Raw genomic sequence first — 19,124 nt, 5'->3', positions numbered from 1 at the left:
CCCGAGAGGAACCCGTGAGCCGCATCGTCGCCCTCGACACGACCGACATCCGCTTCCCCACGTCGCTGAGTCTGGACGGGTCGGATGCCATGAACCCCGACCCCGATTACTCGGCCGCGTACGTGATCGTGCGCACGGATGCCGAAGACGGCGTCGATGGTCACGCGTTCGTCTTCACCATCGGCCGCGGCAACGACGTGCAGGTGGCCGCGATCGACGCGCTCGCAGGTCACCTGGTCGGCCGCGAGATCGAACCGCTGCTCGACGACATGGGCACGACGTTCCGTGACATCATCGGCGACTCGCAGCTGCGGTGGCTCGGCCCCGAGAAGGGCGTCATGCACATGGCCATCGGCGCGGTCATCAATGCGCTGTGGGACATCAAGGCCAAGCGCGCCGGCCTGCCGCTGTGGCAGTTGCTCGCGCGGATGACGCCGGAGGAGCTCGTCGGACTCGTCGACTTCCGCTACCTGACCAATGCGCTGACGCCCGAGGACGCACTCGAGATCCTGCGCGCGGCCGAGCCCGGTCGACTCGAGCGGGAGCGCGAGCTGCTCGCCACCGGATACCCCGGATACACGACGAGCCCCGGCTGGCTGGGGTACTCCGACGAGAAGCTCGAGCGGCTCGCTCGCGAGGCGATGGCCGACGGCTTCACCCAGATCAAGCTCAAGGTCGGTGCCGACCTCGACGACGACATCCGTCGGTTCCGCAAGGCCCGCGAGGTCTGCGGACCCGACTTCCCGATCGCGATCGATGCGAACCAGCGCTGGGAGGTGTCGGAGGCGATCGAGTGGGTGAACGCGCTCGCCGAGTTCCACCCCGCGTGGATCGAGGAGCCCACGAGTCCTGACGACGTGCTCGGTCACGCCGAGATCGCGAGAGGTGTGGCACCGATCAGGGTCGCCACCGGCGAGCACGCGCAGAACCGGGTGATCTTCAAGCAGCTGCTGCAGGCTGACGCGATCTCGGTCATGCAGATCGACGCGGTGCGCGTCGCGGGCGTCAACGAGAACATCGCCAACCTGCTGCTGGCCGCGAAGTTCGGAGTCCCGGTCTGCCCGCACGCCGGAGGTGTCGGTCTGTGCGAGGCGGTGCAGCACCTGTCGATGTTCGACTTCGTCGCCGTCACCGGCACGCGCGAGGGCCGGATGATCGAGTTCGTCGACCACCTGCACGAGCACTTCATGATCCCCACCGACATCCAGGGCGGCTCGTACATGGCGCCGACCGCGGCAGGCTCGGGCATGGAGATGAAGGCCGAGAGCATCGCCGCCTACACGTGGACGGGTCAGCATGTCGGGGTCTGACGGTGTTGTGGCGGGTGCGGGGCTGGCGATCCCGACCCTCGGATACGGCGCCGCGAACGTCGGAAACCTCTTCCGCGAGCTGAGCGACGACGAGTCGTGGGCCGTGCTGGATGCGGCGTGGGACAGCGGCATCCGCTACTTCGACACGGCTCCGCACTACGGGCTCGGGCTGTCGGAGCGTCGTCTCGGGGCCTTCCTGCAGACGAAGCCCCGAGGCGAGTTCATGCTGTCGACGAAGGTCGGGCGGTTGCTGCGGCCGAACCCCGAGCATGACGGCGGCCTCGACACGGCGAACGACTTCCACGTGCCCGACGACCTCCAGCGCGTGTGGGACTTCTCGGCATCGGGGATCCGTACGAGCCTCGATGAGTCGCGCGAACGCCTCGGCATCGAGCGCATCGATCTGCTGTACCTGCACGACCCCGAGCGGCACGACCTGGATCTCGCGCTCGCCGAAGCGCTGCCGGCGCTCGAGCAGCTGCGCGCCGACGGCCAGGTGACCGCCGTCGGAATCGGGTCGATGGTGTCGGAGGCGCTCGCCGCATCTGTGCGCTCGGCAGACCTCGATCTCGTCATGGTCGCCGGGCGGTACACGCTGCTCGAACAGCCCGCGGCCGTCGACGTGCTGCCGGCCTGTCGCGAGACCGGAACGGGGATCGTCGCAGCATCGGTGTTCAACTCGGGGCTGCTCGCGTCGAGTGAGCCGCGGCGCGACGGGCGGTACGAGTACGGCCAGCTTCCCGACGAGCTCTGGGACCGGCTGCTGCGCATCGCAGCGGTGTGCGCCGAGCACGACGTGCCGCTGCCCGCGGCCGCCATCCAGTTCCCCCTGCAGTCCGATGTGGTGCGCTCGGTGGTCGTCGGCGGCAGCAGGCCGGGGCAGTTGCAGCAGAACGCGGAGTACGCGGCGCTCGAGATTCCCGGCGCCCTGTGGGCTGAGCTCGCCGTCGAGGGGCTGATCCCGGCCTGAGCCGGCGTGAGCTCAGCGGCCGACGGTCGACTCGCGGACGACCAGCTCGGCGGCGAACGGCGTCGGCGCGGGCAGGTCGGCGGCGGGGTCGGTGAGCTGGCGGATCAGCGCCGCCCCCGCCGCCCGCCCGATCTCATACCCGGGCTGCCGCACGCTCGTCAGCGGCACCACGCTCTGGTGCGCCTGGGCGACGTCGTCGAAGCCGACCAGCGCGATCTCCTCCGGCACGCGGATGCCCTGACGCAGCAGCTGGGTGAGTACCCCGATCGCGACCATGTCGTTCGCGGCGAAGATCGCGTCAGGGCGCTCCGAGGCGGGGAGAGCGGTGATCCGCTCGGCGATCTCGAGCCCGTCCTCGGTCGTGAGGTGCGGCACATCGAGCACCTCGAGCGTGGCGTCCGAGCCTGCGACCGCATCGCGAAGACCCTGCAGCCGGTCGTTCGACTGGCTCACGCTCGGCGCCCCGAGGAACAGGATGCGCGAGCGACCGATCGACAGCAGATGCGCGCCTGCGAGGCGTCCGCCGCCGCGGTCGTCGAACTGCACCGAGCCGACGGTGTCGGAATCGGGGATGGGCCCGACCACGACCGAGCGGATGCCGCGGTCTGAGAGCTGTTCGAGGCGGGGCACCACGTCTTCGAGGGGATAGATGACGATGCCCTGCACTCGGTGCGCCTCGAACATGTCGATGTTGCGGCGCTCGGTGCCGGCGTCGCGATTGCTGTTGCTGAAGAAGAGCGACCAGCCTTCTTCGCGCGCCACGTCTTCGACGCCGCGGGAGAGCTCGTGGAAGTACGGCAGCCAGGCGTCGAGCAGGATCAGCGCGAGCGCCTTGCTCGACCCCGCGCGCAGCTGTCTGGCCGATTCGTTCGGCACGTAGCCGAGCTGCTCGATCGCGTCCCTGACCTTCGCGGCGCTCGACTCTCCGAGCACATGGGGGTGGTTGAGGTAGTTCGAGACGGTCGAGGAGGAGACCCCGGCGAGGGCGGCGACGTCTTTGACGCTGGCTGGCATGGGGTTCCCTGTCGACGGCGGGTGCGCGGGTGCGCGCGTGCGCGAGTGCGACTGCGCGCCCGCGCGGCGCTGGCGTGTCCACAGTAGCCCAGCGATTGCAACGTGCCAAGAAAGTTCTTGACAGCGCATCCTCCCGCCACGTACCGTGACCTGAACGCAGAGTTGCAACGTGCCAATCCTGCCGAGGCGAAGGTGCCGCACACCCGTCTCCGAGAGGTCTCATGAACATCGGATGCCACGGGCTCGTCTGGACCGGACACTTCGATGCCGACGGCATCCGCCTCTCCGTCGAGAAGACCAAGGCGGCGGGGTTCGACCTGATCGAGTTCCCCCTCATGGATCCGTTCTCGTTCGATGTCGCCGCCGCGAGGGATGCGCTCGAAGAGCACGATCTCGCCGTCAGCGCCTCGCTGGGGCTCTCGGGGGCGACCGACGTCACCAGCTCCGACCCGGCCGTCGTGGCTGCGGGAGAGGCGCTGCTGCTCAAGGCCGTCGACGTGCTCGCCGACCTCGGTGGGCAGCACTTCTGCGGGGTGATCTACAGCGCCATGCAGAAGTACATGGATCCGGTGACCCCCGAGGGGCTCGTCGGCAGTCGCCGCACGATCGCCCGCGTCGCCGACCACGCTGCCGAGCGCGGAATCTCGGTGTCGCTCGAGGTCGTCAACCGCTACGAGACCAACGTGCTGAACACCGCACGCCAGGCGCTCGCCTACCTCGACGAGGTGCAGCGACCGAACCTCGGCATCCACCTCGACACGTACCACATGAACATCGAGGAGTCGGATATGTTCGCGCCGGTGCTCGATGCCGCTCCCGCCCTGCGGTACGTGCACATCGGCGAGAGCCACCGCGGCTACCTCGGCACCGGCACCGTCGACTTCGACACCTTCTTCAAGGCGCTCGGCCGCATCGGCTACAACGGACCGATCGTGTTCGAGTCCTTCTCATCGGCCGTGGTCGCACCCGACCTCAGCCGCATGCTCGGCATCTGGCGCAACCTCTGGACCGACAATGTCGAGCTCGGAGCGCACGCCAACGCCTACATCCGCGACAAGCTCGTCGCGGTCGACTCGATCCGGCTGCACTGAGCCGGCCCGAACGCCGGATCGACCGACCTGTTGCCAACTTGTTATTACAGGTCTTCCCATCTGAAGAAGTCTTAGTTACATTTAGATACAACTTGCGCAGGGTGGGGCGTAAGGCGCAGAATTGATCCGATGTTTCCGGACCCGACTGGAATATCGCATCACGACCTTCAAGGAAGCAGGTGAGCACATGAGTGACCCCATTCTCAGAGTGGAGGGGATCAGCAAGGGATTCCCCGGTGTGCAGGCGCTCAAGGACGTGCACCTCGAGGTGCGTGCGGGTGAGGTGCTGGTGCTCGTGGGCGAGAACGGCGCGGGAAAGTCGACCCTCATGAAGATCCTCTCGGGGATCTACACCAAGGACGAGGGCACGATCACGTTCGAGGGCCAGGAGGTCGAACTGACCAGCCCGCTGCAGGCGCAGCAGCTCGGGATCACGATCATCCACCAGGAACTCAACCTGATGCCCGATCTCACCGTGGCTCAGAACATCTTCGTGGGCCGTGAGCCCACGACCGGCCCGTTCCTTTCGGAGCGCAAGCTCAACGCGCAGACCGCAGAACTGCTGCAGCGCCTCGGCATCCGGGTCAACCCACGGCAGCTCGTCGGCGAGCTCACCGTGGCCGAGCAGCAGATGGTCGAGATCGCCAAGGCGCTCTCGTTCAACGCCAAGGTGCTCATCATGGATGAGCCGACCTCGGCGCTCACCGACTCCGAGACCGAGACCCTCTTCGTGCTCATCGAGCAGCTGCGGGCGTCGGGCACCGGCATCGTCTACATCTCGCACCGCATGGACGAGTTGCGGCGCCTCGCCGACCGGGTCACCGTGCTCCGAGACGGCACATACATCGGATCACTGGAGAAATCAGAGGTCAGTGTCCCCAAGATCATCGAGATGATGGTCGGCCGCGTGATCGACGAGGGAACCCGCCCGCAGGCCCGAGATCACATCAACGACCCGATCGTGCTCGACGTGCAGGGGCTCTCGACCAAGAACCTGCTGAAGGACGTGTCGTTCCAGCTGCACAAGGGCGAGATCCTCGGCTTCGCCGGCCTCATGGGCGCAGGCCGCACCGAGACCGCGAGGGCGATCATCGGCGCCGACCACCGCGACGGCGGCACGATCGCGATCGGCGGCGACCCGGTGCGCATCGGACAGCCGGCGGATGCCGTGAAGCACGGCCTCGGCTACCTCTCGGAGGACCGCAAGCTGCTGGGCCTGATGCTCGAGCAGGACGTGACGTTCAACACGGTGCTCGCCTCCCTCGGGTCGTACGCCAACGGCATCGGCTGGATGGGCGACGCCAAGGCGAAGAACCGCACCAAGGAGTACGTCCAGCAGCTGAGGGTCAAGACGCCCTCGGTGAACCAGGTCGTGAAGCTGCTCTCGGGAGGGAACCAGCAGAAGGTCGTCATCGCCCGGTGGCTGATGCGCGACTGCGACATCCTCATCTTCGACGAGCCGACCCGAGGGATCGACGTCGGCGCCAAGGAAGAGATCTACCGCCTGATGCAGCAGCTCGCTGACCAGGGCAAGTCCATCATCGTCATCTCGTCGGAACTGCCGGAGATCCTCCGCGTCGCGAACCGCATCGCGGTCTTCGCGAACGGTCGCATCACCGGGACGCTCCGCAACGAGGAAGCCAGCCAGGAGAAGATCATGCAACTCGCAGCCCACGGGGAGGAAGACTGATGAGCACCCCACAGCAGCCCGGATCGTCGACGACGACGATCATCCAGACGGCAGTCGACGAGAACACAGACAAGCGCGACTTCGGCGGGTTCCTCCGCCGTCAGCTGCAGCAGTCGCTCGCGTTCGGCACACTGATCGTCCTGGTGATCTTCTTCTCGATCGCCAGCCCGAACTTCTTCACCTTCAGCAACATCGCCACGGTGCTGCTGTCGACCGCGGTCATCGGCATCCTCGCCCTCGGCACGACGTTCGTCATCATCACCGGCGGCATCGACCTCTCGATCGGAACCGGCATGGCGCTCTGCGCCGTGATGACCGGTGTGTTCGTGACGAACATGGGACTCCCGGTCTGGGTCGGCGTCATCGGCGGCGTGCTCACCGGTGTGCTGATGGGACTCGTGAACGGCATCAACATCACGTTCCTCCGGCTGCCTCCGTTCATCGCGACCCTCGCGATGATGATGATCGCCGGCGGTCTCGCCCTGGTCATCTCGAACGTCTCGCCGATCTACTTCTCGACGTCGGCCCCCGACTTCAAGAAGATCGCGCTCGGCGTGATCATCCCCGGCATCCCGAACGCCGTGCTGATCACCGCGGTGGCCGCGATCATCGCCTGGCTGGTGCTGTCGAAGACGCTGCTCGGTCGCTACACCTTCGCGATCGGCTCGAACGAAGAGGCCACCCGCCTGTCGGGTGTGAACACCCGCCGCTGGACGATCCTCATCTACATGTTCGCGGGAGCATTCACCGGCATCGCGGGCATCGTGATCGCCGCCCGCCTCGACTCGGCGCAGCCGCAGATCGGAACCGGCTACGAGCTGCAGGCGATCGCCGCGGTCATCATCGGCGGCACGTCGCTGCTCGGCGGACGCGGATCGATCCTCGGCACCGTGATCGGCGCGCTCATCATGAGCGTTCTCGTCAACGGCCTGCGCATCATGTCGATCCAGTCCGAATGGCAGAACATCGTCGTCGGCATCGTCGTGCTGCTGGCCGTGTTCCTCGACTCGCTGCGCAACCGCCAGCGCACCTGACCCACAGATCTACACCCCCCACCACCACACAGAGAACAATGGAGTTTCCATGAAATTCGGCAAGAAGACCGCATTCGCGGCACTCGTGGCCGCATCCGCCCTCGTCTTCGCGGGCTGCGCAGGCGGCGGTGACGTCATCGAAGAGGGCAGCGGCGGCGACGGAGCAAGCGGCGACGGCGAGATGTACATCGCGCTCGTCTCGAAGGGCTTCCAGCACCAGTTCTGGCAGGCAGTCAAGCAGGGCGCTCAGGAGAAGGCAGACGAGCTCGGCGTGAAGATCACGTTCGAGGGTCCGGCCGCCGAGACCGAGATCGCCCAGCAGCTCGAGATGCTCACCACCGCGATCGACAAGAACCCGGATGCCATCGCCTACGCCGCCCTCGACCCCGAGGCGTGCGTCGCCCCGCTCGAGCAGGCGAAGTCGAAGGACATCCCGGTCGTCTACTTCGACGCACCGTGCGACGGAGACGTCGGACTCAGCCTCTCGGCGACCGACAGCAAGGTCGCAGGCGCGCTGGCGGCAGAGCACATGGCCGAGCTGATCGGAGGCGAGGGCGAGGTCGCCATCGTCGGTCACTCGAACATCAACTCGACCGGTGTCGAGCGTCGTGACGGATTCGTCGAGAAGATCGAGGCGGACTTCCCCGACATCGACATCGTCGACATCCAGTACGGCGACGGCGACCACCTGAAGTCGGCCGACATCGCCAAGACGCTGATCGCCGCCCACCCCGACCTCAAGGGCATCTACGGCACCAACGAGGGTTCGGCCATCGGCGTCGTGAACGCCGTGAACGAGCTCGGTCTCGAGAAGGGCAAGATCACGATCGTCGGCTTCGACTCGGGAGCTGCCCAGATCAACGCGATCAAGGACGGCACGATGGCGGGCGCCATCACGCAGGACCCGATCGGCATCGGCGCGCAGGTCGTGCAGGCGGCCTACGACGCAGCCAACGGCGAGGATGTCGAGGAGTTCTACGACACCGGTTCGTACTGGTACGACAGCACCAACCTCGACGACGAGAAGATCGCAGCCGTCCTCTACGAGTGATGCGCTGAGATCGACGGAAGCCCCTCGCCTTCGGGCGGGGGGCTTCTGCGTGCCCGGGGCTTTCTGTGTGCCGGGTGGTTTTCTGTGTGCCGGGTGGCCGGGGGCTGGCGGCATCCGTGCACAGGTGCATGCTCAGATCACGGATGCAGGCCCAGACGCGCGGAATCGGCATGCAGGTGTGTTCTGGGCATGCAGGTGTGACGGGCGGCAGGTGTGAGGGGCTGCAGGTGTGAGGGGTGGATGCGGGAGGGGTGCGGGTGAGGTATCCGTGCACAGGTGCGTGCTCAGATCACGGATGCAGGCCCAGCCGCGCGGAATCGGCATGCAGGTGTGTTCTCGGCATGCAGGTGTGAGTCGGGGGCTGCAGGTGTGAGGCGGGGGCATGCAGGTGTGAGGGGGGATGCCGGGGAGGGGAGCGCGCCGTCAGATCCGGCGAAGGAAGGTGAGGATCGACGACGGTTCGACGATCAGCTGCTGCAGCGCCTCGTTGAACGGCACACCGGCCGGGGCTGCGATGTGCGCCCGGAAGGCCGCCTCGTCGCGGTAGACCTCGTAAACGAAGAACCGGTCGGGGTCATCGACGAGGCGCGTCGCATCGAACACGACGTTGCCCTCTTCGGCTCGCACGACCTCGGCGAAATCGCGGAGCAGTGCGGCGACCTCGTCGCCCTTCTCGGGGCGTGCGGTGAACACGGCGTGCAGGATGGTCGGCTCGGCCATGAGGGCTCCTCGGGGTGGATACGGGATGCGGGATACGGGATACGGGATGCGGGATGCGGGGTACGGGATGCGGGGCAGGCGATGCGGGATCAGGGCGACAGGGTGAGCAGGCGCGCCGGGTTAGCGACCAGCATCCGCTCTACCGCGTCGTCGCCGACCGCAGACCGCAGTCGCGGCAGGTAGCGCTCGCCGAGGTAGGCGAGTCCGGGCATGCCTCCGTAAGAGAGGTACCGGGTGCGGCGGGCGACGTCGCCGCCGAGCAGCACCCGATCGACCGCGCCGAGTGCCACGACCTTCTCGGTGAGGGCGAGCAGCTCGGCATCCGACCGGGTGCGCGGGCGTGCGAATCCGTCGTATCCGAGGTACGCGCCGCGCTCGGCGAGGGAGGCGTGCAGACCCGAGTCCGGATCGCGGTCGGCGTGCGCGAGCACGACGCGATCGGATGCGACGCCCTCGGCATCGAGCACGTCGAGCACCTCGTGCGCGGCGGTGCAGAACTCCAGGTGCACCATGATCGGCGCGCTTGTCTCCCGATGCGCCGCCGCGACCGCGAGCAGCGTCGTGCGCTCGAACGCGCTGATGCGCCAGTAGTCGACACCCGCCTTGAGCATTCCGGCGCGCACGGGCATGCCATCGGGAGCCGTTGCACGGGCCACGTCGGGCGTCTCGAACACCAGCGCGTCGTCGACGGGCATCCCGCGCGTCACCTCGGCGACGAACAGCGCGGTCAGACGCTCGGCGCTCCACGCGTGCATCGGGTGGTCGTCGCCGTAGTGCGCCTCGCGGTGGCGACCGGTGGTCGCGACGACGTGCATCCCGGTGCCGGCGCTGATGCGTGCGACCCCCTCGGGGTCTCGCCCGAGCCCGAACGGGGTCGCATCCACCATCGCCGCGAAGCCGCTGGCCTTCAGCAGGGCGGCCTCCTGCCCGGAGAGGTCTTCGTCGTCGAGCTCGTCGCCCACCAGCAGCGGCGAGATCTGGAAGAGGTGCTCGTGATAGTTCGTCGCTCCGAGCTGCGCGGGGTCGATGTCGCCGAGCACCGTGCGCACGACCGGCATCAGCGCACCGCTTCGGCAGCCTCGGCGAGCCGTTCGACGATCTCGGGGGTGAGGTCGATCTCGAACACGTCGGCGACGACCTGCGACCAGCCATGGATGAAGTACCGCCAGCCGTCGACCACATGCAGACCACGCGGGGCCTCCTGAGCCCGCGCCTGATGCAGGAACTCGAGCGACCCGCGGTAGTTGAACTCCCACACCCACGCGCTCTCGGGGAACGCGACGTCGTCGGGCAGCGGCGAGCCGGGGCGATCCTTGCCGAGGCCCGTGGCGTTCACGATCAGCGACCCCGCGGGTGCCGCCGCGACGATCGCCGCGGCATCCTGCACCGTGTCGGTGCGCGCGTACGCGATCAGCCCGTCGGCGGTGCCGTGCTGGCGGTGCACCTCGCGCAGGTGGTCGAGCCTGCCGTCGTCGCGGGCGGTCACGGTGATCTTCGCCGGAGCATCCGCCCGCTCTGCCAGTGCCCAGCTGAGGGCCGTGCCCGAGCCGCCGGCGCCGAGGATCACGACCTCCCCTTCGGTGCGGGCGAAGTGGTCGGCCGGCAGGAAGTCGTTCAGGGCGAGGTCGACGGTGAGAGGGTCTTTCGCGCGGCCGATCAGACGGTCGCCCCGCTTCGAGATGCTCGAGATCTCAGAGCACGACACGGCGAACGGGTCGAGCTCGTCGAAGAGGTCGGATGCCGCCGAGAAGACGTTCATCTTGTGGGTCGTGACGAGCGCGCCCCGGTGCTGAGGGTCGTCGCGGATCTGCTCGACCATCGCGACGTACTGCTCAGGCGTGGCATCCATCGGCAGGTCATGCCCGATCAGGTTCTCGGTGGGCAGGCCCAGCACCTCGGCCCATTTCGGGAACACCTTCATGATCGACGACGATCCGGTGCTCACGCCGACGAAGCCCATGTAGCCGCCGGTCTCGGGAGTCGCGGGAGTGGCGGGGGTGTCGGTGAGGGTCATGACGATTCCTTCAGGGTCGGGGAGAGACGGGGTGAGCGGGCAGGCGGCCCGCGAGGACGGCGAGCACGTCGTCGAGCGACATCGAGCCCATGTTGTCGACGGCCTGCGTGGTCTGCGCGCCGAGGTGCGGGGTGACGGTCACGCGGTCGGCGAGGTCGGGCGCCAGCAGCGGACTCGCGCTCGCCGCGGTGTCGCCGTGCAGGGTGTCGGCGGCGTATCCGCCGAGGCGTCCGTCGTGCAGAGCCTGCGCCAGCGCGGGCTCGTCGACAAGGTCGGGGCGGGCGGTGTTCACCAGGATCATCCCGGGCCGGATGCTGTCGAGGCGCGTCGCATCGACGAGCGTCTGGCCCCCGGGGGCGTGCAGGGTGATCAGGTCGGCGGCGCGGAACAGCTCATCGAGGTCGACCGGCTCGGCCCCGCGTTCGGCGATGACGTCGGCCGGCAGGAACGGGTCGGCGGCGAGCACTCGGGCACCGAAACCGCTGAGGCGTCGGGCGACGCCCTGGCCGATGCGGCCGAAGCCCACGATGCCGACGGTGGCGGCTCCGAGTTCGCGGCCGCGCCGCACAGCCCAGTCGCCGACGCGCACGCGGCGATCGCCGTCGGGGATGAACCGGAGGGCCGCGAGCATGAGTCCGACGGCGTGGTCGGCGACGGCATCCGCATTCGCGCCCGGGGTGTTGGTCACGGGGATGCCGCGCCGCAGCGCCGCATCGAGGTCGACCGCCTCGGTGCCGACGCCGTAGCGGGCGACGACCTTGAGATTCGGGGCGGCGGCGAGGTGCTCGTCGGTCACAGGGCCCGTGCCGGCGATCCACCCCTCGGCCGCGGCGAGCAGGGGCGCGAGCTCGGTGAGCCCGTGATGCGCGGGGCCGCGGACGATCTCGTGGCCGGCGGCATGCGCGCGCCCGACGAGGTCGAGCTCGCCGTCCGAGAACGAGCGGCTGGTGGCGAGGATGACTCCCATCAGGCGTCCCCGGTGGCGGGGGCCTGGGCGAACCACGGCTCGAGCGCGGTGTAGGCGTCGACGAAGCGGGCGTGGCGCTGCGCGTGCACGGCGTGCCGACCGGTATCCGGTGTGAACTCCGCCGTCACCTCGCTGAGCGCGCGTGCCGCCGAGAAGTCGGCCAGGCCGAGTCCCACGGCGCCGGTGACCGCGGCGCCGAGGCTGTTGGCCTCTTCGACGATCGTGCGGCGGCGGATCGGAACTCCCCAGACATCGGCGAGGATGCTGAGCCACGCGTCGCTCTGGGCGCCGCCGCCGACCGCGTCGATCCGGTCGATCGCCGCTCCGGATTCGCGGAACGCCTGGATGCAGGTGAGCAGGTTGTACGCCACGCCCTCGAGCACGGCGCGGGTGAGGTGGGCTCGGGTGTGGTGGCGACTGAGGCCGACGAAGGCTCCGCGGGCGTGCGGGTCCCACAGCGGAGAGCGCTCGCCGAGCAGGTAGGGGAGGAAGTAGAGGTCTTCCGTGTCGAGATCGCCTCCGGCCTCGGCCGTCAGCCGCGCGGTGTCGGGGTGCGCGGGGTCGGGGGAGAGCGCCTCGGCGATCCACTGCACCGATGCGCCGCCGGCCTGCATGGTCGCGGTCGGCACGAACGAGCCGGGCACCACGTTGTCGAACGTCATGGTGCGCATCTGCGGATCGTGCAGCGGAGCGAGGCTCGCGAACGAGATCCACGAAGAGGTGCCCAGGCACACGTACGCGCCGTCTTCGGGCGCGACGATGCCCGAGCCGACGGCGGCCAGCGGTCCGTCTCCGCCGCCCATCACGACGCGGACGGATGCCGGGAGCCCGAGCGCATCCGCAGACGCGGTCGTGAGGACCCCCGCGACGGTCGTCGAGTCGAGGATCTCGGGGAAGAGCGCGGCGTCGAGTTCTGCTGCGGCGAGCACGTCGGCCGACCAGGTGCCGCGCAGCTGGTCGTAGGCGTTGGTGCCCGAGGCGTCGGAGCGCTCGGTGGCGAGGCGCCCGGTGAGGCGGTAGACGATGTAGTCCTTGGCGACGCAGAAGTGGCGCACGCGCGCCCACACCTCGGGCTCGTTGTCGCGCACCCACATGATCTTCTCGAGCGAGTAGGTGGGGTTCAGTCGATGGCCGAGCACGCGGTAGGCATCCTCCGCGCCGAGGCGCTGCTCGAGCGCGCGGGTCTGCGCGCCCGAGCGGGTGTCTGCCCAGATGATCGCCGGACGCACCGGCTCGCCCTGAGCGTCGAGCAGCACGGTGCCCATCATCTGGCCGCTGACGACCAGGCCTCCGATGGTCTCGGGCCCGACGCCGGCGCGAGCGATCAGCTGTCGGGTCGCTGAGACGACGGCATCCCACCAGTCCGCCGGGTTCTGCTCGGCGATGCCGCCCGCGGCGAAGTGCGCCGGATAGGGGACGGTGACAGAGGTGACGAGGCGGCCGTCGTCATGGTGCAGGGAGGCCTTGTTGCCGGTCGTCCCCAGATCGTGCGCGATCAGCATGGCGGGAGCCTATTGCGCAGAGGCGGTCGCGGAATAGGGGCGCAGATCCACGCCCTCGCTCGCGCGATAGGCGCGCGAGCCCATGCCGTGCTCGAGCACCCAGCCGTAGTCGTGGCCGGCGCCGCCGGGATAGACCGCGAGGAACGCGTAGGGCTCGTCGCCGGTGTTGATCGAGCGGTGCGCCCAGCCGGGCGGGATGTAGCCGATGGTGCCCGGAAGCATGTCGAGCCACTCGGTGCGCTCGCCGTCGAACATGAGCAGACCGCCTCGCCCCGTGAGCGCCAGGTAGATCTCGCCCTGGTGGTTCGGATGCTGGTGGCCCTTCGTCATCCAGAGCTCACCCGAGGTGTCGCCGGGCATGATCGTCGTGATCGACTGCGGCAGTTCGCGGTCGACCTCGGGCACGGGCGAGCTGACCACGGTGTAGACGACGGGGTTGTCGCCGGCGGCAGCGGCAGCCCAGGCATCCGCGTCGAGGAACAGGCCCTCGAGGTCGGACATGCGCCGAGTGAGGGTCGGCCCCTCGGGCGAGAGCGTGAGCTTCTCGGCGTCGAAGGCGATCGCCATCGGCGAGATCGGGGGAGTGTGGAACTGGGGCATCGGTGCTCCTCGTGCGGATGCTGCGGCGCTGCGCAACCTGTAATGACAAGCTGAGTGTACCTGTTATGACAAGTGGCGTCCAGTGCTCGGATGCGCGGGGGTGCGAGTGCGGGTGTGCACGCCGAATCGCGAGCGTCGCCGCGCAGAGAAGGCTCCGGTCGCAGTTGATGCCGCCCGTGGGGCGATCAGGCGGCACGAAGTGCAACCGGAGCGCGGGCGGCCCGGGATCAGGCGGCACGAAGTGCGACCGGAGCGGGGATGGCCCGGGCTCAGGATGCTGCGCGCAGCGCGCGTGCGAGGTGCGACCTGCCGCCGCTGATCGCCTCGGCGGTCACCTCTTCGACCCCCGGATACTCCGCATGGCCAGCCGGGAGGACGGCGAGCTCGAGCATCCGTGCCGCGTTCGCGACGCCGAACTGACCGGGCGGCGGCACGTACGGGTCCCATAGCGCCGCCTCGACCCGCACCGGAACGCGGGCGAAGCCGAGGGCCGTCGAGGCGTCGAACCAGCGCAGCACCTCACGGGCCTCCGGATGCGCGGCGACGTGGTCGCGCACGGTCTCGCCGCTGCCGACACAGTGCACCGCGAGGCGCTCGTCGTACTGCCCGAAGCTCGGGACGACGAGGGTTGCGCCGATGAAGCGCTCATCCCACGGGAGGGCGAGTGCGCCGATGCCTCCGCCGAAGCTCTCGCCGATGTAATAGAGCGGTAGCGATCCGACGAGGGTCGTGAGAGCGTCCGCTGCGAGCCAGAGGTCACGGGCGCACAGGCCCAGCACGGAGGCGTCCGGGGTCTCGATCCCGGCCAGCACATGCTCGGTTTGGATCTCGGGGGCGCCGACGCCCGCATTCAGAGTGGGCAGCCCGCGGGCGACGGGAAAGATCGCGGCCGCATCGTCGGGCACCCTGGCCAGATCGATCGCATCGCGCCCGCCGTAGCCGTGACTGTGCACGACGCCGACACGCGCCGCGGCGAAGAGGGGCTCGACGACCCAGGCCCGTAGACGAGTGCCGTCGACTCCTGCGTGCTCGACGACCGACACGCGTCTGCCGTGCGCGGTCTCGGTCGACAGCACGGTAGGTGCGGCATCCACCGTCGTGGCCTGCTCGCGCCAGCCCTGCCATCGCGCGGCGAAGCCGGCCGGCGGCGGAACCGGTGCGATCTCTCGGAGAGTGGCGAGCGTGTGTCCGTAGCTCGCGTCGAACTCGGCGTCGGCGAACCAGGTGTCGTAGGGGGAGGGGAAGGGCATGACCAGACGAGGCTACCGAATCCGCGCGCAGGGTTCAGGCGCTCGCGCGCCGTGCGCGGTAGGCGGCCACCGCGTTGCGGTTGGTGCAGGTCGTCGAGCAGAAGCGCTTCGAGCGGTTGCGCGAGAGGTCGAGGGCGAGCGCCTCGCAGGTCTCGTCGGCGCAGATAGAGATGCGGGATCCCTCATCGGCGCGGATGACGTCGATCAGCGCCATGGCGGTCTCGATGAGCACGCGCTCGGGCAGGGGGTGCTCGTCCGCGACGGCGTGCAGGTGCCAGTCGACGCCGTCGTGGCGCACCAGCCTCGGAGCGAGATGCGCTTCGGCGAGCGCGGCGTTGACGTACTCAGCCATCTCGTCTCGGGGTGCGAGCAGCATGGTGCGCAGCCGCGGACGCAGGGTTCGCAGCGCGTCGAGCTCGGCCTCGTCGCGGTCGAGTCGGCCCGAATAGGGGAAGTTCGCGAGGAACGCGTCGTAGTCGACGAGCGTCTCGAGGGTGTCGGGGTCTTCCGCAGAGTTCACGAGCCAGACGGCTGCACGGAGGGTCTCTTCCGTGTCATCGGTGAAGTTCATGTTGACACCTTACATCTTGCGCGAGTAGCGTCACCTGTCATGAGCAGGGTTGCAAATGACATCACAGCGCCGGGCGTGCGCTTCGGTCTGCCGCTGGCGATCGGCGCGGCCTTCGCGTTCGGGATGTCGGGCGCCTGGGCCCGGGGTCTCATCGATGCGGGATGGACGCCGGGAGCAGCGGTGACCGCGCGGGTCTGGGTCGCGGCGCTCGTGCTGCTCGTCCCGACGATCCTGTCGCTGCGCGGGCGGTGGGGTGTGCTCAAGAAGAATGCCGGCATGGTCGCCGCCTACGGCCTGCTCGCCGTGACCGCCACCCAGCTCTGCTACTTCCAGGCCGTCGCGGTGATGGACGTCGGCCTCGCCCTGCTCATCGAGTACACGGCGCCGATCGCCGTCATCCTCTGGCTGTGGCTGCGCCGGGGTGAGCGACCGAGCCGCCGCAGTGTGATCGGCGCAGCCATCGCCTTCGTCGGTCTCGTGCTGATGCTCGACATCATCACCGGGGCTGAGGTCAACATCGCCGGCATCCTGTGGGCGCTCGCCGCGATGATGGGGGCAGCGACGTACTTCCTGCTCTCGGCCAAAGCCGATACCGGACTGCCGCCGATCGCGCTCGCCGGCGGTGGGCTGCTGCTCGGCGCGGTCGCGCTGACGATCGCCGGGCTCGTCGGCATCCTGCCCGTCGCCTGGACGACCGACGACATCACCTACCGATTCGGCACCGTGCCGTGGTTCGTGCCGGTGCTCGCGATCGGCCTGATCGCGACCGCTCTCGCATACGTGCTGGGCATCGCGTCGACCCGGATGCTCGGCTCCCGCCTCGCGTCGTTCGTCGCGCTGTCCGAGGTCGTCGCCGCTCTGCTCTTCGGCTGGCTGCTGCTCGGACAGCTGCCCGATCTGCTGCAGGCCCTCGGCGGCGCGCTCGTGCTGGTCGGCGTGGTCGTCGTGAAGCTCGGCGAGCCCCGCCCCGCCGAGTTCGTCGAGCCGATTCCGGATGCTGTGGAGCAGCCGCAGCGGTAGTGCAATGTATACGCGAAGCACTCGGAAGTCACTCGAATGACCGGCTCATTCTAATTGTGTATACACTGAGGGCATGAGCTCCGTCGCCGATCGCATCACCGCGAGCGACCGAGCGCACGCGGCGCTGCTGGATGAGATCCAGTCGGGCGCCCTTCCCGCCGGTTTCGTACTGGGCGAGGTCGAGCAGGCGGCCCGCCTCGGCATCAGCCGCACGCCGATGCGCGAGGCGCTGCGCCGCCTGGCCGCCGACGGGCTCGTCGTGCAGCAGTCGCCGCGGGTCACGGTGGTCGCGGATCTGGATGCCGACGACATCCGCGCGCTGTTCGAGATCCGCCGCGCGCTCGAGGAGACCTCCGCCCGTCTCGCCGCCCAGCGAGGGGATGCCGCCCTCTTCGCCGCACTCGCCGACGAGTTCGCGCACGTCGATCTCGCCGCCGTCGCAGGCCGTGACGCCTACTACGCCCTCATCGCCCGCTTCGACGCCGCTCTCGACGCCGCGGTCGACAACGACTACATCGCCTCGGCGCTGCGCACCGTGCGCACCCACCTCGTGCGGGTGCGGCGCATGGCCCGCGACAAGCCCGACCGCCTCGCGGCATCCGCGTCCGAGCACCGCACGATCGCCGCAGCGCTCGGCGCCCGAGACGGCGATCTCGCCGCCCACGCCACGCACGTGCACCTGCACAACGCGCTCACCGGCATCCTCGACTCCCTGTCAGCCAACCCAGAAGGTGTGAAATGACCGTCACCCACCACGTCCGCGTCCACCGCAGCGACGAGAACCTCGCCCGTGAAGACCAGCTCGCCTGGAAGATCGCCGAGGTCGCCGCCGACCCGGTCGAGGTCGAGCAGGACGTCACCGACATGATCATCAACCGCATCATCGACAACGCGTCGGTCGCGGCGGCATCACTCACCCGCGGCCCCATCAACGCGGCCCGCGCTCAGGCTTTCAGCCACCCCGTCTCGACCGGCGGCATCGGCGCCACGGTCTTCGGCGCGGCGCTCGACCACCGCACCAGCCCCGAGTGGGCGGCCTGGGCCAACGGCGTGGCCGTGCGCGAGCTCGACTACCACGACACGTTCCTCGCGGCCGAGTACTCGCACCCGGGCGACAACATCCCGCCGATCCTCGCCGTCGCCCAGCACGTGCAGGCCGACGGTCGCGCGCTGCTGCGCGGCATCGCCACCGGCTACGAGATCCAGATGGACCTCGTGCGCGCGATCTGCCTGCACAAGCACAAGATCGACCACGTCGCGCATCTCGGCCCGTCGGCCGCCGCCGGCATCGGCACCCTGCTCGGCCTCGACGTCGAGACGATCTATCAGGCCGTCGGTCAGGGACTGCACACCACCACGGCCACCCGCCAGAGCCGCAAGGGCGAGATCTCGACCTGGAAGGCGCACGCCCCGGCCTTCGCAGGCAAGCTCGCGGTCGAGGCCGTCGACCGGGCGATGCGCGGCCAGACCAGCCCCGCCCCGATCTACGAGGGTGAAGACGGCGTGATCGCCTGGATGCTCGACGGCAAGGATGCAGCGTACGAAGTGCCGCTGCCCGCCGCGGGCGAGGCGAAGCGCGCGATCCTCGACTCGTACACGAAGGAGCACTCGGCCGAGTATCAGGCGCAGGCGTGGATCGACCTCGCCCGCAAGCTCGGCACCGAGAACCCGGCGCTGCGCGACCCCGCGAACATCGAGGCCATCGTGCTGCACACCAGCCACCACACGCACTACGTGATCGGCTCGGGCGCGAACGACCCGCAGAAGTACGACCCGACCGCATCGCGTGAGACGCTCGACCACTCGATCCCGTACATCTTCGCGGTCGCGCTGCAGGACGGCGGCTGGCACCACGTCGACTCGTACACTCCCGAGCGCGCGGGCCGCGAAGACACCGTCGCGCTGTGGCACAAGATCACCACCGCCGAGGATGCCGAGTGGACGCGCCGCTACCACTCGGAAGACCCCGTCGCGCGGGCGTTCGGTGGTCGCGTCGAGTTCCGCCTGACCGACGGCACCACCGTGGTCGACGAGATCGCCGTCGCCGACGCGCATCCGCTCGGCGCCCGTCCGTTCGCCCGCGACAACTACATCGCGAAGTTCCGCCTGCTGGCCGAGCCCGTGCTCGAGCCCGCCGAGATCGAGCGGTTCCTCGAACTGGTGCAGCGTCTGCCCGAGCTCACGGCCGCCGAGGTCGGCGAACTGTCGATCATCGCGAAGCCCGGCCTTCTCGAGGGCGCCGACGCCCCGAAGGGCCTGTTCTGATGTCGCGCTTCGTCTCGTCGCTTCGCTCCTCGCTCAACGACCGGGGGCCTCGTTC

18 protein-coding genes are annotated in these 19,124 nt (G+C 69.0%); 9 read left to right on the top strand and 9 right to left on the bottom strand.

What is annotated here, in order from left to right; genetic code table 11:
* The first annotated feature begins 14 nt into the window (after positions 1–14).
* Positions 15–1,310, top strand: coding sequence for an L-fuconate dehydratase (locus tag RQG77_RS15450; RefSeq protein WP_311245525.1), 1,296 nt, complete (start codon positions 15–17; stop codon positions 1,308–1,310).
* Positions 1,297–2,280, top strand: coding sequence for an aldo/keto reductase (locus RQG77_RS15445; RefSeq protein WP_311245524.1), 984 nt, complete (start codon positions 1,297–1,299; stop codon positions 2,278–2,280). The genes RQG77_RS15450 and RQG77_RS15445 overlap by 14 nt, the downstream gene beginning before the upstream one ends.
* A gap of 12 nt (positions 2,281–2,292) precedes the next feature.
* On the opposite strand, the gene RQG77_RS15440 is transcribed toward RQG77_RS15445, so the two are convergent.
* Complete coding sequence (locus tag RQG77_RS15440) at positions 2,293–3,294, bottom strand: LacI family DNA-binding transcriptional regulator (RefSeq protein ID WP_215172391.1); 1,002 nt, start codon at positions 3,292–3,294, stop codon at positions 2,293–2,295.
* A 221-nt stretch (positions 3,295–3,515) separates the two neighbouring features.
* On the opposite strand from RQG77_RS15440, the gene RQG77_RS15435 reads away from it, so the two are divergent.
* The 4 genes from RQG77_RS15435 to RQG77_RS15420 all read left to right on the top strand — a co-directional run bounded on the left by RQG77_RS15435 (position 3,516) and on the right by RQG77_RS15420 (position 8,160).
* Positions 3,516–4,385: a sugar phosphate isomerase/epimerase family protein gene (locus tag RQG77_RS15435; RefSeq protein WP_311245523.1), complete on the top strand. Its 870-nt coding sequence runs from the start codon at positions 3,516–3,518 to the stop codon at positions 4,383–4,385.
* A gap of 187 nt (positions 4,386–4,572) precedes the next feature.
* On the top strand, positions 4,573–6,075 hold the full coding sequence (locus RQG77_RS15430) for a sugar ABC transporter ATP-binding protein (RefSeq protein WP_311245522.1): 1,503 nt from the start codon (positions 4,573–4,575) through the stop codon (positions 6,073–6,075).
* The gene (locus RQG77_RS15425) at positions 6,075–7,109 is read left to right on the top strand and encodes an ABC transporter permease (RefSeq protein WP_215170445.1); all 1,035 of its coding nucleotides are present in this window, start codon (positions 6,075–6,077) and stop codon (positions 7,107–7,109) included. The genes RQG77_RS15430 and RQG77_RS15425 overlap by 1 nt, the downstream gene beginning before the upstream one ends.
* Before the next feature lie 49 nt (positions 7,110–7,158).
* On the top strand, positions 7,159–8,160 hold the full coding sequence (locus tag RQG77_RS15420) for an ABC transporter substrate-binding protein (protein ID WP_215170443.1): 1,002 nt from the start codon (positions 7,159–7,161) through the stop codon (positions 8,158–8,160).
* 423 nt (positions 8,161–8,583) lie between these two features.
* Here the strand turns inward: RQG77_RS15420 and RQG77_RS15415 are convergent, their stop codons facing one another.
* The 8 genes from RQG77_RS15415 to RQG77_RS15380 all read right to left on the bottom strand — a co-directional run bounded on the left by RQG77_RS15415 (position 8,584) and on the right by RQG77_RS15380 (position 15,784).
* Positions 8,584–8,880: a putative quinol monooxygenase gene (locus RQG77_RS15415; protein ID WP_311245521.1), complete on the bottom strand. Its 297-nt coding sequence runs from the start codon at positions 8,878–8,880 to the stop codon at positions 8,584–8,586.
* Between the two features lie 89 nt (positions 8,881–8,969).
* Positions 8,970–9,938: an aryldialkylphosphatase gene (locus tag RQG77_RS15410; protein ID WP_311245520.1), complete on the bottom strand. Its 969-nt coding sequence runs from the start codon at positions 9,936–9,938 to the stop codon at positions 8,970–8,972.
* Entirely contained in the window at positions 9,938–10,894 is a 957-nt protein-coding gene (locus RQG77_RS15405) for a shikimate dehydrogenase (RefSeq protein WP_311245519.1), read from the bottom strand. Before RQG77_RS15405 ends, RQG77_RS15410 begins: the two co-directional genes overlap by 1 nt.
* A 10-nt stretch (positions 10,895–10,904) precedes the next feature.
* Positions 10,905–11,861 (bottom strand): NAD(P)-dependent oxidoreductase, encoded by a 957-nt coding sequence (locus tag RQG77_RS15400; protein WP_311245518.1) that lies wholly within the window; start codon positions 11,859–11,861, stop codon positions 10,905–10,907.
* Positions 11,861–13,363 carry a xylulokinase gene (xylB, locus tag RQG77_RS15395; protein ID WP_311245517.1) on the bottom strand — a complete coding sequence of 501 codons (1,503 nt, stop codon included), beginning with the start codon at positions 13,361–13,363 and terminating at the stop codon, positions 11,861–11,863. Before xylB ends, RQG77_RS15400 begins: the two co-directional genes overlap by 1 nt.
* Positions 13,364–13,372: 9 nt before the next feature.
* On the bottom strand, positions 13,373–13,963 hold the full coding sequence (locus tag RQG77_RS15390; protein WP_215173304.1) for a glucose-6-phosphate isomerase family protein: 591 nt from the start codon (positions 13,961–13,963) through the stop codon (positions 13,373–13,375).
* Between the two features lie 269 nt (positions 13,964–14,232).
* Entirely contained in the window at positions 14,233–15,213 is a 981-nt protein-coding gene (locus RQG77_RS15385) for an acetylesterase (protein WP_311245516.1), read from the bottom strand.
* A 34-nt stretch (positions 15,214–15,247) separates the two neighbouring features.
* Complete coding sequence (locus RQG77_RS15380; RefSeq protein WP_311245515.1) at positions 15,248–15,784, bottom strand: CGNR zinc finger domain-containing protein; 537 nt, start codon at positions 15,782–15,784, stop codon at positions 15,248–15,250.
* Positions 15,785–15,823: 39 nt separating this feature from the next.
* Between RQG77_RS15380 and RQG77_RS15375 the strand changes: the two genes are divergently transcribed.
* The 3 genes from RQG77_RS15375 (at position 15,824) to RQG77_RS15365 (ending at position 19,069) form a co-directional block, all read left to right on the top strand.
* Positions 15,824–16,804 (top strand): EamA family transporter, encoded by a 981-nt coding sequence (locus tag RQG77_RS15375; RefSeq protein WP_311245514.1) that lies wholly within the window; start codon positions 15,824–15,826, stop codon positions 16,802–16,804.
* A gap of 73 nt (positions 16,805–16,877) precedes the next feature.
* Positions 16,878–17,546, top strand: coding sequence for a GntR family transcriptional regulator (locus RQG77_RS15370; protein ID WP_311245513.1), 669 nt, complete (start codon positions 16,878–16,880; stop codon positions 17,544–17,546).
* Entirely contained in the window at positions 17,543–19,069 is a 1,527-nt protein-coding gene (locus tag RQG77_RS15365) for an MmgE/PrpD family protein (RefSeq protein ID WP_311245512.1), read from the top strand. Before RQG77_RS15370 ends, RQG77_RS15365 begins: the two co-directional genes overlap by 4 nt.
* The last annotated feature ends 55 nt before the right edge of the window (positions 19,070–19,124 follow it).

It is taken from the genome of Microbacterium sp. WCS2018Hpa-23, from assembly GCF_031843845.1.
Lineage (GTDB): Bacteria > Actinomycetota > Actinomycetes > Actinomycetales > Microbacteriaceae > Microbacterium.
Note: the sequence above shows the minus strand (reverse complement) of the source record. Positions and strands in the feature narration are given on the sequence as shown.